The organism is Streptomyces sp. NRRL WC-3605 (genome assembly GCF_001509795.1).
Classification (GTDB): Bacteria; Actinomycetota; Actinomycetes; order Streptomycetales; family Streptomycetaceae; genus Streptomyces; species Streptomyces viridochromogenes.
Genome location: NZ_LLZN01000100.1, coordinates 1 through 14,257, shown reverse-complemented (window position 1 = coordinate 14,257; position 14,257 = coordinate 1). Strand labels below are relative to the sequence as shown.

Sequence of the window (14,257 nt, the reverse complement as noted above, 5' to 3'; positions counted from 1 at the left end):
GCCCGCCCCCGCCACCGCCACCGCCTCGGCGCCCGCCCCCGCCACCTGGTCCGCCCTCGCCCGCGACCTCGACGGCTCCCTCATACGCCCCGGCGACGCCTCCTGGCCCACGGCCCACCAGCTGTACAACACGCGCTTCGACAACCTGAAGCCCAGCGCCGTCGCCTACGTCGCCCACGCCGACGACATCCGCACCACGCTCGCGTACGCCCGCGCCCACCACCTGAAGGTCGCCATCCGCAACGGCGGCCACAGCTACGCCGGCTGGTCCTCCGGCGACGGCCGTCTGATCGTCGACGTCTCCCGGCTCGACCGCATCCGCGTCTCCGGCGGCACCGCGGTCGTCGGCGCCGGCTCCAAGCTCATCGACGTCTACCGCACCCTCGCGGCGAAGGGCGTGACCATACCCGCCGGCTCCTGCCCGACGGTCGGCGTCTCCGGCCTCACCCTCGGCGGCGGCCACGGCGTCACCTCCCGCGCCTACGGCCTGACCTGCGACAGCCTCACCCGCGCCGTCCTCGTCACCGCCGACGGCAAGCAGCTCACCGCCGACGCCTCCACCCACCAGGACCTCTTCTGGGCCCTGCGGGGCGCCGGCAACGGCAACTTCGGCGTCGTCACGGAACTGCACTTCAAGACCCACCCCGCCCCGCAGTCGGTGACCGCGTACATGAGCTGGCCCTGGTCGAAGGCCGCCGCGGTGATCAAGGCGTGGCAGGAGTGGGGCCCGTCCCAGCCGGACGAGATCTGGTCGGCTCTGCACCTCAGCGGTGCCGGCGCCACCCCCACCGTCTCCGTGTCGGCCTTCTCGCTGGGCACCTACCGCGAACTGCAGAACGCCGTGGACCGCCTCGCGGACGGCCCCGGCGGCCCGGGCCCCGCCCGCAGCGTCAGCCTCAGGCGCCGCTCCTACGAGGAGTCGATGGAGCTGTACGCCGGCTGCGCGTCGTTCACCGACGAGCAGTGCCACCTGCCCGGCTCCACCCCGGGCCGCTCCCCGCAGGGGGCGCTGAACCGGGAGACGTACGCGGCGAAGTCGGATTTCTTCGACCGCTCGCTGTCAGCGGCCGGCGTCCGGACGCTGATCCGGCAGCTGGAGTCGGTGCGCGGCGGCTCGGGCAGCATCGCCCTGACGGCCCTGGGCGGGGCCGTGAACCGGGTCTCCCCCACGGCGACGGCGTTCGTCCACCGCCGCTCGCGGATGCTGGCGCAGTACATCGGCTCCTGGCGGGCGGGCACCCCGGGCACCGCCGTCCAGTCCTGGCTGACGGCCGCGCACGACGCGATGCGGCCGTACGCCTCCGGAGCCGCGTACCAGAACTACACCGACCCGTCCCTGAAGGACTGGCGCACGGCGTACTACGGGGACGCGGCGACCCGGCTGGCGAAGCTGAAGAGGCGGTACGACCCGCAGGGCTTCTTCTCCCACCCGCAGTCGCTGTAGCGCCTCTGACCGCCTCAGGCGGCGAGGTCCCGCTCCTCGGCCCCGGGGCCGTCCTTGCGCGTGCCGCGCAGCAGCGCGCCGCTGCCGTCGTCCCCGGACCGCCCGCGCGCCCGGATCAGCCAACCGCCGCGCGGGGAGCGCTCGATGGCGGACATGAGCGGCGTCAGCAGGGCCATGGCCAGCGGGGACAGGAGCAGGGCGACGGCCGTGCCGAGCGCGAACCCGCCGACGACGTCGGTCGGGTAGTGCACGCCCATGTAGACCCGGCAGAAGCCTTCGAGCAGCGCGAGGCCGATGCCGACGAGGCCGAACCTGCGGTTGGCGACGAACAGGGCGACGCCGAGGGCCATCGCGATGGTGGCGTGGTCGCTGACGAAGGAGTAGTCGGTCTTGCCGCTGACCAGGACCTCGAGCCCCTGATGGTCGTTGAAGGGCCGGGGGCGTTCCACGAAGCCCCTTATCGGCACGTTCACGAGGACGGCGATGCCCGCGGCCAGCGGCGCCCACACGAGCGCGGCCACCGAGGATGCCGCGTCCTCCGCGCCGCGCCGCCGTACGGTCCACCAGCACCACAGCACGGCCAGGACCAGGCCGAGCAGCACGCCGTACTCACCGACGTACTCCATGACCCGGTCGAACCAGTGCGGCGCGTCCTTGGCCAGGCCGTTGATGTCGTACAGCAGCTCGACGTCGGGGTTCGACCCGGATTCTGCGAGTCCAGCCATGTTGCCGCGGCCCCTTCATCGTCTCTCGGCGCATCCTGCGTACGCCGCTCCGCCCACCCCCGTGGTGTAGATCCGGCTACGTCACCAGGAACGCACGGTCCCCGTCGATACGTTCCACACTCCACTGAATGATCACGCAGACGTTATCGAAGAGAGACCCGTCATCGCAGCTCAGGGGGAGGGTTAACGCTCCGTCTACACCGTCGTGGGCAGCGCTTTCGCGCCATCCTCCGTCACCCGGGTGGCCCCGAAGTAGTCGGGGGTGTCGATCGGGTCGAACCGGATCACAGCACCTGTTCTCGGGGCGTCGATCATGTATCCGCCGCCGACATAAATGCCGACATGCCGGATGGCCCGTGAGTTCCCGAGGTCGTCCGAGAAGAACACCAGATCCCCGGGAAGCAGTTCGTTCCTGGCCGGATGCGGCCCCGCGTTCCACTGGTCGTTGGCCACGCGGGGCAGCGTGACGCCGACGCTCTCGTAGGCGGCCTTGGTCAGCCCCGAGCAGTCGAAGCGCCCGCCGTCCTCGGCGGTGCCGTCGCCGCCCCAGAGGTAGAGGGTGCCCAGCTTCTTCTGCGCGTAGGCGATGGCCCCGGCGGCCTGCTTGCTCGGGTCGAGCCGGGAGACCGGCGCGGCGAAGCTCTCCTCCAGAGTCGTGATCGTCTTCACGTAGTTCTGGGTCTCCTTGTACGGCGGCACGCCCCGGTACTTGATGACCGCGTACGCCCCGGCGTTGTACGACGCCAGCATGTTCCGCTTCGGGTCGCCGGGCACGTCCTTCACGTACTTGGCGAGCGAGCAGTCGTACGACGCGGCCGACGGGATGGCGTCCGCCGGGTCCCACACGTCACGGTCGCCGTCACCGTCGCCGTCGATGCCGTGGGTGGCCCAGGTGCCCGGGATGAACTGCGCGATCCCCTGGGCCGCCGCCGCGCTCTGCGCCTTCGGGTTGAAGCCGCTCTCCTGGTACAGCTGGGCGGCGAGCAGGGCCGGGTTGATGGCGGGGCAGAGGTTGCCCCACTTCTCCACGAGCGCCTGGTACGCGGCCGGCACCGCGCCCTTGGCCAGATTGCGGGCGCCGCCGCTCAGACCGCCCGCCAGGTTCCCGGCGACGAGGTACACCCCGACGACGAGCACCATCACGAAGCTCAGCCCCGCCGCGACGGCGGAACCCGCCACGATCCAAGCCTTACGCACCGTCAATCGCCCCTCACCCGCCGGGAGTCCGCCCGCGCCAGTGTAGGAGCTTCCCGCGCCCGCGCCCCGGCAACCGGCCCACCCGTCTCCCGCGCATGACCCGGCGGGTAATCGATCCCGGCTTGGCCGGCGTGCCACGATCGCGTCGCAGGCCGCTCGACCCGATCCGAACAGTCCCGACCGGGAGGACCCCATGCCCGCCTACGCGATAGCCCACCTCCGCGACATCACCCCGCACCCCGAGGTCGCCGAGTACATCGACCGCATCACCGCGACCTTCACGCCGTACGGCGGCCGCTTCCTCGTGCACGGCACCGCGCACGAGACGGTCGAGGGCGCCTGGCCCGGCGCCGTGGTGATGATCGCCTTCCCCGGCCTCGAGGAGGCCCGCGCCTGGTGGAACTCCCCCGCCTACCGGGAGATCGCCCCGCTGCGCACCCGTCACATCGCGGGGGACATCATCCTGGTCGACGGCGTCCCCGAGGGCTACGACCCCACCGCGACCGCGCGGGCCGTACGGGACTCCCTGCCCACCGCGGACGGCACGTCCGCCTGAGGCACCGTGCGATTCCGGCCACTCCTCGACGAACGGGCGTCGCCCACCCCCGATACCTGAGGGCGGGACCCGCGATGCCTTTCGGTGAGGGGTGCAGTGCCTGACACCCTGTCACGCGCCGGTTCACCCGCGCGGGATAGCCTTCACCCGCAGGACACGGGCACGACCCCTCACCCGGGCGTCCGCCAGAAGCGGCACCGGCGCGAAGAGGGGCTAACGACAGAACCGCACCCCAGGTTCCGCTCAGGCCTCGTTGCCCGGCGTAACCTGGCGTGATACACAGAGTGACCATACGAGCTATTCGTACGAATCCCGACCATCAATGACGCCAAGTCGACATACGGAAGCGGCATTGTCGGCGAGAATGAGACCTGACCTCTGCGCGTTGCGGGGGGACCGTGGAACTACCCGACAGGGGCGGTGACTTACATGTTCTTTGCGGCCGACAAGGGCGACATCAACACCATCATCGGCGGAATCGCCCCGGACTGGGGTCCGTTCGGAGCGCTGGGAAACGAAGCCAAGACGATGATCCAGGTCGTCATGGCGGTCGCCATCCTGATCTGCCTCGGGATCGCCATCTGGGGGGCGGCCAAACAGCGCATCGGCGCCACGGCCCTGCGGGACACGTTCAGCGCCGAGCAGGGCAAGGGCCTGATCGTCGCCGGCCTGACGGGCGTCTTCATCATCGGCTCCCTGGGCACGCTCTTCACCATCGTGTACGGCATGGCCGTCTAGCGCCTCACCCCTCCGTCCTCCCGGGCACGCCCGGCTCGTCGTCCCCTACCCACCCGTCGTGCCCACCGGCTGAGGTTGCGTCTCCCTGATGTCCAGTCACCACACCGCGCCCGCGCGGGAACCAGCGCGGCTACCGTCGTACTCCAACGTGTATCCGTCCGACGCCGAGGGGGCGTACGCGGCATGAGTCTCGGAGACGATCGGGAGGGGCAGACCCGCACCCGGCTGCCCGAAGCCGGCGGTGACGTGTACGGGGGCGCGCGCAGAGGGGGCCGTTCGTCGTCCCGGAGCATGATCACGGTCGTCGGGGTGGTCGTGCTCCTCATCGCTGCGATCGCCTTCGCGAACCGCGGAGGCAGCGGTTCCGGCTCCGCCGCGGGTGACGAGGACAAACCTCAGGCCTCCTCCACGGCGGCCACGGGCACCCGCCCCGTCAAGGGCAGGTCGGCAGGCATCCCCGGCGGCTACGCCCACGACGAACAGGGGGCGCAGAGCGCTGCCGCCAATTACGCGGTGACGCTGGTCTCGGCCGACATCCTGCAGCCCGCACGCCGGGCCGACATCGTGCGACAAGTCTTCGTCGAGGCCAGACAGGCCGAACTCTCCGCCAAGCTCGACAAGGCGTACTCGAAGGACTTTCTGAGCAGCATCGGCCTGAGCGACGACGGCACGGCCACCGCCGGCAACACCTACGTCTCCCGAACGGTACCGATCGGCACCAAGGTCACGAGCTACTCGGCCACGGCCGCGGCCGTCGAGGTGTGGTGCACGGGCGTGTTCGGTATGGCCGGGGAGAGCTCCACGAACCCGGCCAGCACCGACTGGTTCACCATGACGCTGCAACTGCGTTGGGCGGACGAAGACTGGAAGGTCGACAGCTTCTCCCAGAAGGACGGCCCTGCGCCCGTCCCGGGCGACAACAAGGCATCCAGCGCCGAGGAAATGGCCAAGGCCGTCAATGAGTACGGAGGGTTCACGTATGCCCGATAGCCCGCGCCGCGTACTCAGGGTCGCCGCCACCCTCGCCGCTGTGCAGACCACGGTCGTCCTGCTGGCCACGCGTGCCGTCGCCGCACCGTCCCCCTCACCGAGTCCGACCGGTGACAACTGCGACCTCATCGTCGGCCCTGCCAAGGACTACTGCGAGAAGGACAACGGCGGCGGCAAAAAGTCCGGCACCCCCTCCCTCACCGACCCCACCACCACCCTCGACCCCCTCTCCTCCCTCGCCAAGGGCTGTGCCGACGCCGCCGCGTGGACCGTCGACCGGCTCAGCGACGCCGTGAAGGAGACCGCGGCCGTCGACTTCACGAACCTCACGTTCCTGAAGCACTACGCCGTCGTCTTCGGCGCCTCCGCCATCCTCACCCTCGTCCTGTGGCTGCTCGCCGTCACCAAGCGCGCCGTACGCGGCGTGCCGTTCGCGACCGCCCTGTCGGAGGCCATCGGCTTCCTCTGGCTCACGGTGCTGGCGTCCGCCTTCACGCCCCTCGTCCTCTACACCGTCGTCTCGGCGACCGACGGCGTCAGCGACGTCCTGGCGAAGGCGACCGGCAACCAGACGGACACGTTCTTCGGCACGTTCTCCGAGGCCCTGGAGAAGGGCGACGACATCGGCGGCGGCCCGATCATGCTGATCCTGGTCTCGCTGATCTCGATCCTCGCCGCCGGCATCCTCTACCTGGAGCTCTACATCCGGGCCGTGCTGCTCTACGTCGGCGCCCTGCTCGGCGTCGTCGTCTACGCCGGTCTCGTCGACAAGGACCTCTGGGGCCACGTCCGCCGCTGGGCCGGCATCATGATCGCCGTCATCCTGGTGAAGCCGGTCATCGTCATCGTCCTCGGCCTCGCCGGCGCCCTCGCCAGCGAGGAGGGCCCCGACTCCCTGGCCGCCGTGGTCTCCGGCCTCGCCATCATCCTGCTCGCGATCTTCGCCTCGGCGATGATCTACCGCTTCGTCCCCGGCTTCGGCGACGAGATCGCGAACACCCGCAACAACCGCATCATGCGCGGCGCCGAGAGCAAGGCCGCGGCCGTCATCAGCTCCCCGGCCACCCTCGTCGCCCAGGGCATCAAGACGCACAGCTCCCGGGCCGACAACAACGCCGGAGGGGGTGCGGCCAGTGCCCCCCGCCCGGCCAACCCGGCCTCCGGCGGCGTCGCCGCCCACAGCTCGCGCTCCTCGAACGGGGGCGGCGGATCTGTCCCCTCCGCCGCACCCGCACCCCGTTCGAGCAGCCCGGTGAACACCCCGCACGCAGGCAACACCCGCAGCAATCGTCCAGGAGGTGACGGGCGTTGACGACCGAGTCCCACGTGTCCCATCCGGTCACGCCCCGCCGTACCTATCTGATCGGCCGTGCCCGGCCGAACGCGATCGTCGGCCGCAACCGCGAGTCCGGCGAGATCGCGCTGATCATCACCGGCGCGTTCCTCGGCATGATGTGCGGACTGCTCGTCCCCGTCCTGTCCCTGCGGATCGTGCTGCTCATGGGCTTCCCGCTGCTCGCGCTGGCCGCGGTGTACGTGCCGTACAAGCACCGGACCTTCTACAAGTGGTTCGAGATCAACCGCAGCTACAAGCGCACCCTGCGCCGGGGCACCACCTACCGCTCCTCCGCCATGGAGGCCGGCACTCGCATCGACGGCCGTGAGGTCGAGGTCGGGCCGCCGCCGGGCATCGGCCGCATCACGTGGCTGGCCGCCCCCTTCGGGCCGGACGAGATCGCCGTGCTGCTGCACGCCGACCGCCGTACCGTCACCGCCGCCATCGAGATCGAGGGCCCCGGTGTCGGCCTGCGCGACTCCGAGGACCAGGAGGCCCTGGTCGACCGCTTCGGCACCCTGCTGAAGCACGTCGCCAACAACGACGGCTTCGTGACCCGCCTGCAGATGCTGGCCCGCACCCTGCCCGCCGACCCCGACGCCCACGCCAAGGACGTCGCCGTCCGCGGCGACGACCGGGCCCCGGGATGGCTCCAGCAGTCGTACGACCAGCTCCAGTCCATGGTGTCGACGAGCAGCGAGCAGCACCGCGCCTACCTCGTCGCCTGCATGCACTACACCCGTGAGCTGGCCGCCGAGGCCCAGGCGATGGCCCGTGCCGCCCGCCCGCACGGGCGCGGCAAGGTCGACCGGGACGCCGGGCTCGCGGTGGTCATGGCCCGTGAGCTGACCGACATCTGCTCGCGCCTCCAGGAGGCCGACATCCGGGTCCGGCAGCCCCTCGGCCAGGGCCGCCTGTCGTCGCTGATCCACTCCATGTACGACCCGGACCACCCCATCGACCACATCCAGGCGATGACGCGGCGCAACGCCTGGCCGGCCGAGCTCGACGCCATGGAGCCGACGTTCCTCCAGGCGAAGACCCGCGAGTCCTCCACGCGCGCGCCCTGGTGCCACGCCACGGCCTGGGTGAAGGAGTGGCCGATGACCCCGGTCGGCGTCAACTTCCTGGCTCCGCTGCTCGTCCACACCCCGGACGTCATCCGCACGGTCGCCGTCACGATGGACCTCGAACCCACCGAGATCGCCATCGAGCGCATGCTCACCGAGAAGACCAACGACGAGGCCGAGGCCAGCCGCGCCGCCAAGATGAACCGCACGGTCGACCCCCGTGACATCGCCGCCCACACCCGTCTCGACCAGCGCGGCGAGGACCTCGCGAGCGGCGCGGCCGGCGTCAACCTCGTCGGCTACATCACCGTGTCCTCCCGTACTCCCGAGGCCCTGGCCCGCGACAAGCGGACCATCCGGGCGTCGGCCGGAAAGTCGTATCTGAAGCTGGAGTGGTGCGACCGCGAGCACCACCGGGCATTCGTGAACACACTCCCCTTCGCCACCGGCATTCGGAGGTAGGACCTGATGCGGGACCCGCTGTCCGTCCTCACCGACGCCTTCACGTCCTTCCTGTTCGGGAAGGTCGAGACGACCCGGCCACCGGTGCGCACGTCCACGGGCCAGGCGCAGGCGGTGTACCTGCCCACCGCCGCCCCCGGCCTCGGCGACTCCGGCGTCATCATCGGCCGTGAGGTCTACTCCGGGAAGGGCTACATCTACGACCCCTTCCAGCTGTACGGCCAGCAGCTCCCCGCACCGCACTGGCTGGTCCTCGGCGAGTCCGGCAACGGCAAGTCGGCGCTGGAGAAGACGTACGTCCTGCGCCAGCTCCGCTTCCGCGACCGCCAGGTCGTCGTCCTGGACGCCCAGGGCGAGGACGGCGTCGGCGAGTGGAACCTCATCGCCGAGCAGCTGGGCATAACGCCGATCCGGCTGGACCCGACGGCCGCCCTCGACCACGGCATCCGGCTCAACCCGCTCGACCCGTCGATCACCACGACGGGCCAGCTGGCGCTGCTGCGGACCATCATCGAGGTCGCGATGGGCCACGGCCTGGACGAGCGCTCCGGCTTCGCGCTGAAGGTCGCGCACGCCTACGTCAACGAGACCATCGTGGAGCGCCAGCCCGTCCTCACCGACATCGTGGAGCAGCTGCGGCACCCCGAACCCGACTCGGCGGAGGCGATGAACGTCGCCATAGACGACGTACGGGCGTGGGGCCTGGACGTGGCACTGGTGCTGGACCGGCTCGTCGACGGTGACCTCAGGGGCATGTTCGACGGCCCCACGACGGTCGGCATCGACCTCGACGCGCCCCTCATCGTGTTCGACCTGTCCCACATCGACCGCAACTCCATCGCCATGCCGATCCTGATGGCGATCGTCGGCGTGTGGCTGGAGCACACCTGGATCCGCCCCGACCGGAAGAAGCGCATCTTCCTGGTCGAGGAGGCCTGGCACATCATCAACAGCCCGTTCGTGGCCCAGCTGTTCCAGCGGCTGCTGAAGTTCGGCCGCCGGCTCGGCCTGTCCTTCGTGGCCGTCGTCCACCATCTCTCCGACGTCGTGGACGGCGCGGCGGCCAAGGAGGCGGCCGCCATCCTGAAGATGGCGTCGACCAGGACGATCTACGCGCAGAAGGCCGACGAGGCACGGGCGACCGGCCGGGTGCTCGGCCTGCCCCGCTGGGCCGTGGAGATCATCCCGTCGCTCACCCCGGGCATCGCGGTCTGGGACGTCAACGGCAACGTCCAGGTGGTCAAGCACCTGATCACGGAGTCCGAGCGCCCGCTGGTCTTCACCGACCGCGCGATGACCGAGTCGTCCGCCGACCATCTCGCCGACGACGCCCTGCGCGCCGCCGAACTGGAGGCGGAGGAACGGGCGGCGGCCTTCGTGGAGCAGCATCTGGGCGACTCGGAATCGACGGTGGCGTAGGGGGAGGCGAGCGTGAGACCGGACGACCGCGGGGAGCGCCGGAACGGGGAGGGCCAGGGAGGCGTCTCCGACGGCCTGCTGATCGGCATACTCGGCTTCCTCCTCGGCATGACCCTGATGGTGTGGACGGCGACGGGCCTGGCGGGCCTGTTCGCGCACGGGTCGTGGCCGGACGGCGTCACGGTCTCCCGTACACCGCTCGCCATGCGCTCCCTGATCGGCGACCCCCACGACCTCGCGGGCGCGTGGCCGGACACCCCGGAGGGGCAGCTGTCCGGCTACGGACTGTTCTGGGGCCTGTTCATCGGCCAGTTGATGGTGCTGGTCGTGCTCACCGTCTTCGTGATGGGCACGCTGGCCCGCTGGCGCGCCGTCCGGGCGGCCCGCCGCGCGGGCCGCCCCTACGCGCCCGCCGCACCGGCGCCCCACGAGGTGCCGGCCCCACGCACGGAGCCCGTGCCGGCGCCCGAGCCGCGGCAGACGGCCCCCGCGGTGGCACGGCAGCCGGAACCGGCCGTCGAGCACGCGGCCCCGCACACCGAGACGGCCGCGCTCACCGACACGGCCCCGCACACCGAGAAGGCCTTGCCGGTCCCTCTTCTCGCCGAGCCGGCCCTCGCGCCCCTCCCGACCGCCGTCACGGCCCGCGAGACGCTCGTCGTGGCCCCCAGGGACGCCCGCCGGCACCGCGCCGCCCAGGCGGTCCTCGACGCCGAGGGCCCCGCGCTCGTCGTCACGTCCGACCCGGCGCTCTGGCAGGACACCAAGGACGCCCGCGGCAAGCTGGGCCCGGTCCTCCTGTACGACCCCGCCCACCTGTGCGACACCCCGGCCCGCCTCCACTGGTCGCCCACCACCGGCTGCGAGGACAAGGCCACGGCCGCCGCCCGGGCCGCCGCGCTGCTCGCCCCGGTCCGCCCCACCTCACGCCTCGACCAGGCGGTCGGCGACACCGCGGAGACGCTGCTGCGCTGCTGTCTGCACGCCGCCGCCGTCGACGGCCGCACCGTCCGGCACGTCCACCGCTGGTCCCAGGGCACCCAGATCCAGGACGCCGTACGCATCCTCCGCACCCATCCGAAGGCCGCGGCCGGGTCCGCCGGGGAACTGGAGGCGGCGCTCACCGCCCACCCCGAACGCCGGGACATGGCTCAGGAGTTGACCACCCGGGCGCTGGCCGCCCTCTCGACGGTCAACGTGCGGGAGTCCTGCACGCCCTACCGAACCGATGCACTCACCCTGGATTCCTTCGTGCACGAAACGGGCACGCTTTACGTGGTGGGTGAATCCATCGAGGACCCCAGAGCCGAGCCGGGCGCCATGCCCCTCCTGACGGCCCTGGCCGCAAGCGTGGTCGAGCGCGGCCGGCGCATGGCCGAACGGTCATCCTCCGGTCGCCTCGACCCACCAATGACGCTCGTCCTGGACGACGTCGCCGCCGTGGCTCCGCTTCCCCAGGTACCTGAGCTGCTGGCAACCGGAGCGGACCGGGGTATGCCGACCCTGGCCCTGCTCCGGTCCCGCGAGCAGGCCCGCTCCCGCTGGCCGCACGCCGAACTGCCCGGCTGACCGGGCCGTCCGGCCGTGCCTGTCACGGCCGTTCGACGACGAACTCCAGCTCGCGTGCCCCCTGCTCACCGAGCGGCACGGTCACCCCGGACGGCACGAACCCCACCCGCCGGTAGAAGCGCTGCGCCCGCCCGTTCTCCTCGTGCACGATGAGGCGCACCCGCTCGGCGCCCCGCGACCAGGCCCACTCCAGGGCGGCGTCGAACAGCACGTCCGTCAGCCCGCTCCCCCGCTCCTCGGGCCGCACGAACACCCCCACCACGTGCCCCTGCTTGCGCTCCACCGCAAACCCGGCCCAGTCCGTCGTGCCCGGCTCCTCGACCAGCACGGTGGCCGTACCGACCCACACCCCGTCGGGACGCACGGCGATGATCTGCTGCGCCCCGTCCGCGCCTTCGCACGCACCGGCCGCCCGCTCCTGCCAGAACGCGTCGGACCGCGTCAGGGCGTCCTCGTACGTCTCCAGGAACGCCAGGTGCGCGACCGGGTCCTGGAGCGCGGCGAGCCGCAGCTCCTTCACGGCCGGCCACTCGTCCGCCCGTATCGACCTGATCACATAGCTCTCGGGGCTGCTGCTGCACATGACGGCCACCGTAGTACCCGGGTACGACATCCCTCATCCGGAATACGCCCCACGCCTCTGGGAGCGGGCGGGAAGAACCCGCACGATGGACGGCGTGACGGAGCAACCAGCCACCGGGGCACGCACGGCCGAGCCGCTGACCCAGTACGTCCAGCGCGTCAGCAGGCGCGTCCGGGCCTTCGACGCGAGCCACCCACTCGTCTGGGACCTGCACCTCACCGGATTCTGGGTGACGGCGGCCCTGATCGACTACTACGGCGGCGGCTGGCTCAACGTCACCCGCGCCCCCGACAGCCCCCACTGGCTCGTCCTCACCCTCAGCCTGGGCCTGTCCGCGCCCCTCCTGTGGCGCCGCACCCACCCCCGCGCCGTCCTCCTGGCCCTGACCCCGTTCGCCCTCGTCAACGCCTGGACGGGTATCACCCTCCAGGCAGTCATGCTGCACCTGCTGGTCGTCTTCCACATCGCCCTGCGCCGCCCGGCCCGCTCCCTGTGGTGGGCGGCGGCCCTGCTCACCGCGAGCGCCGCCGTGACGGCCGTACGCCATCCGCAGGGCGGCGGCCCGGACCAGGACATCGTCCCGGTCCTCATGACGTTCGCCGTGGCGACGGCCATCGGCATCACCGTCCGCACCCGCCGCGACCACACCGAGACCCTCGAGGACCGCGCCCGCCGCCTGGAGATCGAACGCGACCAGCAGGCCCGCCTCGCGGCAGCCGCCGAACGCGCGCGGATCGCCCGGGAGATGCACGACATCATCGGCCACAACCTCTCCGTCATCACCGGCCTCGCGGACGGCGGCAAGTACGCCGCCGCCAAGTCCCCGGAGCGCGCCGCCCAGGCCCTGAACGCCATCGCCACCACCAGCCGCCAGGCCCTCGGCGAACTGCGCCGCCTCCTCGACGTCCTGCGCGAGGAGGAGCACCCCGAGGAGGCCCCCGGACCACAACTCGCCCCGCAGCCCGGCCTCACCGACCTCGACCAGCTCGTCGGCGGCGTCCGCGCGGCCGGCCTCCCCGTTGACCTCACGGTGACCGGCACCCCGGCCCTCTCCCCCGGCCGCCAGCTCACCGTCTACCGCGTCCTCCAGGAGTCCCTGACCAACACCCTCAAACACGCCGGCCCCGGCACGACCGCCCGCATAGAGCTGTCGTACGAGGAGAGGGGCGCCGTCACCGCCACGGTCACGGACACCGGCCGCGGCGGCCCCGCACCCGGACCGGACGGCCGCGGCCTGCCCGGCATGCGCGAGCGAACGGCCCTGTACGGCGGCACACTTGAGGCCGGTCCCCGCCCGCACCCCGCGCGCGGCTGGCGCGTCCACCTGAGCCTCCCGGAGGAGTCCCCCCAGTGACCACCGTCCTCATCGCCGACGACCAGACCCTCCAGCGCTTCGGCTTCCGCATGCTCCTGGAGAGCCAGGACGACATGACGGTCCTGGGCGAGGCCGCCAACGGCAGCGAAGCGGTTCGTATGACGGCGGAACTCAACCCGGACGTGGTCCTGATGGACGTCCGCATGCCCGGCCTGGACGGCATCGAGGCCACTCGCCGCATCACGGCCGCCGGGGACCGCACCCGGGTCCTCATCCTCACCACGTTCGACCTCGACGAGTACGCGTACTCCGGCCTCCGCGCCGGCGCCTCGGGCTTCCTGGTGAAGGACGCCCAGCCGGAGGAACTCCTCGCCGGCATCCGGGCGGTGGCCACAGGCGACGCGGTGGTCGCCCCCAGCCTGACCCGCCGCCTCCTGGACGCATACGTCCACCACCTGCCGTCCGGTACGCCCCAGGACACCGACCGGGGAGCCCAGGGAAAGCCGGGGCAGGACCCGCGCCTGTCCGCCCTGACCGAACGCGAACGAGAGATCCTCACGGTGGTGGGCAGAGGCTGGACGAACACCGAGATAGCCGCGCGCCTGCACCTCGCCGAGTCCACGGTGAAGACGCACGTGGGCCGCATCCTCGCGAAGACGAATTCCCGGGACCGTGTCCAGGCGGTCATCCTGGCCTACGACGCGGGCCTGGTGCACCCGTCCTGAATACCTCGGGAAAGCGTCCGGAAAACGGGACCGGAAATGCAGAAAGGGCCCACACCGTAAGGTGTGAGCCCTTTCTCAAAAATTGTTCGGCGGTGTCCTACTCTCCCACAGGGTCCCCCCTGCAGTAC

Annotated in this window: 13 protein-coding genes; 10 read left to right on the top strand and 3 right to left on the bottom strand. The window is 71.4% G+C overall.

The window, feature by feature from the left end; all coding sequences use genetic code 11:
• Positions 1–1,444 (top strand): FAD-binding oxidoreductase (locus ADL34_RS31190; RefSeq protein WP_062739842.1); only part of this gene is annotated, 1,444 nt, incomplete at its 5' end.
• A 14-nt stretch (positions 1,445–1,458) separates the two neighbouring features.
• Here the strand turns inward: ADL34_RS31190 and ADL34_RS31185 are convergent.
• Together ADL34_RS31185 and ADL34_RS31180 are read right to left on the bottom strand one after the other, a co-directional pair.
• A complete protein-coding gene (locus tag ADL34_RS31185; protein WP_062674155.1) occupies positions 1,459–2,169 on the bottom strand; it encodes a phosphatase PAP2 family protein in 711 nt (236 codons plus the stop codon).
• Between the two features lie 195 nt (positions 2,170–2,364).
• Positions 2,365–3,309 (bottom strand): NlpC/P60 family protein, encoded by a 945-nt coding sequence (locus tag ADL34_RS31180; RefSeq protein WP_370686539.1) that lies wholly within the window; start codon positions 3,307–3,309, stop codon positions 2,365–2,367.
• Positions 3,310–3,559: 250 nt separating this feature from the next.
• Between ADL34_RS31180 and ADL34_RS31175 the strand changes: the two genes are divergently transcribed.
• The 7 genes from ADL34_RS31175 to ADL34_RS31145 all read left to right on the top strand — a co-directional run bounded on the left by ADL34_RS31175 (position 3,560) and on the right by ADL34_RS31145 (position 11,506).
• Positions 3,560–3,922 carry a DUF1330 domain-containing protein gene (locus tag ADL34_RS31175; protein ID WP_062674157.1) on the top strand — a complete coding sequence of 121 codons (363 nt, stop codon included), beginning with the start codon at positions 3,560–3,562 and terminating at the stop codon, positions 3,920–3,922.
• A 429-nt stretch (positions 3,923–4,351) separates the two neighbouring features.
• Entirely contained in the window at positions 4,352–4,660 is a 309-nt protein-coding gene (locus tag ADL34_RS31170; protein ID WP_055624817.1) for a hypothetical protein, read from the top strand.
• A gap of 183 nt (positions 4,661–4,843) precedes the next feature.
• Positions 4,844–5,650 (top strand): hypothetical protein, encoded by an 807-nt coding sequence (locus ADL34_RS31165; RefSeq protein ID WP_062674159.1) that lies wholly within the window; start codon positions 4,844–4,846, stop codon positions 5,648–5,650.
• Positions 5,640–6,962: a hypothetical protein gene (locus ADL34_RS31160; RefSeq protein ID WP_062674162.1), complete on the top strand. Its 1,323-nt coding sequence runs from the start codon at positions 5,640–5,642 to the stop codon at positions 6,960–6,962. The genes ADL34_RS31165 and ADL34_RS31160 overlap by 11 nt, the downstream gene beginning before the upstream one ends.
• Positions 6,959–8,518 carry an SCO6880 family protein gene (locus ADL34_RS31155; RefSeq protein WP_062674164.1) on the top strand — a complete coding sequence of 520 codons (1,560 nt, stop codon included), beginning with the start codon at positions 6,959–6,961 and terminating at the stop codon, positions 8,516–8,518. Before ADL34_RS31160 ends, ADL34_RS31155 begins: the two co-directional genes overlap by 4 nt.
• 6 nt (positions 8,519–8,524) lie before the next feature.
• On the top strand, positions 8,525–9,937 hold the full coding sequence (locus tag ADL34_RS31150) for an ATP-binding protein (protein WP_062674166.1): 1,413 nt from the start codon (positions 8,525–8,527) through the stop codon (positions 9,935–9,937).
• Between the two features lie 12 nt (positions 9,938–9,949).
• On the top strand, positions 9,950–11,506 hold the full coding sequence (locus ADL34_RS31145) for a type IV secretory system conjugative DNA transfer family protein (protein WP_062674168.1): 1,557 nt from the start codon (positions 9,950–9,952) through the stop codon (positions 11,504–11,506).
• Positions 11,507–11,528: 22 nt separating this feature from the next.
• Here the strand turns inward: ADL34_RS31145 and ADL34_RS31140 are convergent, their stop codons facing one another.
• Positions 11,529–12,089: a GNAT family N-acetyltransferase gene (locus ADL34_RS31140; protein WP_062674176.1), complete on the bottom strand. Its 561-nt coding sequence runs from the start codon at positions 12,087–12,089 to the stop codon at positions 11,529–11,531.
• Positions 12,090–12,174: 85 nt separating this feature from the next.
• Here ADL34_RS31140 and ADL34_RS31135 point away from each other — a divergent pair, with 85 nt between their 5' ends.
• Together ADL34_RS31135 and ADL34_RS31130 are read left to right on the top strand one after the other, a co-directional pair.
• The gene (locus tag ADL34_RS31135) at positions 12,175–13,443 is read left to right on the top strand and encodes a sensor histidine kinase (protein WP_062674170.1); all 1,269 of its coding nucleotides are present in this window, start codon (positions 12,175–12,177) and stop codon (positions 13,441–13,443) included.
• Positions 13,440–14,129, top strand: a complete 690-nt coding sequence (locus tag ADL34_RS31130) for a response regulator (RefSeq protein WP_062674172.1) — start codon at positions 13,440–13,442, stop codon at positions 14,127–14,129. The genes ADL34_RS31135 and ADL34_RS31130 overlap by 4 nt, the downstream gene beginning before the upstream one ends.
• Positions 14,130–14,257 lie beyond the last annotated feature (128 nt).

What these genes read in the sequence shown, in the direction of transcription:
- ADL34_RS31150 (WP_062674166.1), top strand. Translation starts at nt 8,525, where the DNA reads ATGCGGGACCCGCTGTCCGTCCTCACCGACGCCTTCACGTCCTTCCTG.
- ADL34_RS31185 (WP_062674155.1), bottom strand. Translation starts at nt 2,169, where the DNA reads ATGGCTGGACTCGCAGAATCCGGGTCGAACCCCGACGTCGAGCTGCTG.
- ADL34_RS31135 (WP_062674170.1), top strand. Translation starts at nt 12,175, where the DNA reads ATGGACGGCGTGACGGAGCAACCAGCCACCGGGGCACGCACGGCCGAG.
- ADL34_RS31140 (WP_062674176.1), bottom strand. Translation starts at nt 12,089, where the DNA reads ATGTGCAGCAGCAGCCCCGAGAGCTATGTGATCAGGTCGATACGGGCG.
- ADL34_RS31170 (WP_055624817.1), top strand. Translation starts at nt 4,352, where the DNA reads ATGTTCTTTGCGGCCGACAAGGGCGACATCAACACCATCATCGGCGGA.
- ADL34_RS31180 (WP_370686539.1), bottom strand. Translation starts at nt 3,309, where the DNA reads ATGGTGCTCGTCGTCGGGGTGTACCTCGTCGCCGGGAACCTGGCGGGC.
- ADL34_RS31160 (WP_062674162.1), top strand. Translation starts at nt 5,640, where the DNA reads ATGCCCGATAGCCCGCGCCGCGTACTCAGGGTCGCCGCCACCCTCGCC.
- ADL34_RS31165 (WP_062674159.1), top strand. Translation starts at nt 4,844, where the DNA reads ATGAGTCTCGGAGACGATCGGGAGGGGCAGACCCGCACCCGGCTGCCC.
- ADL34_RS31175 (WP_062674157.1), top strand. Translation starts at nt 3,560, where the DNA reads ATGCCCGCCTACGCGATAGCCCACCTCCGCGACATCACCCCGCACCCC.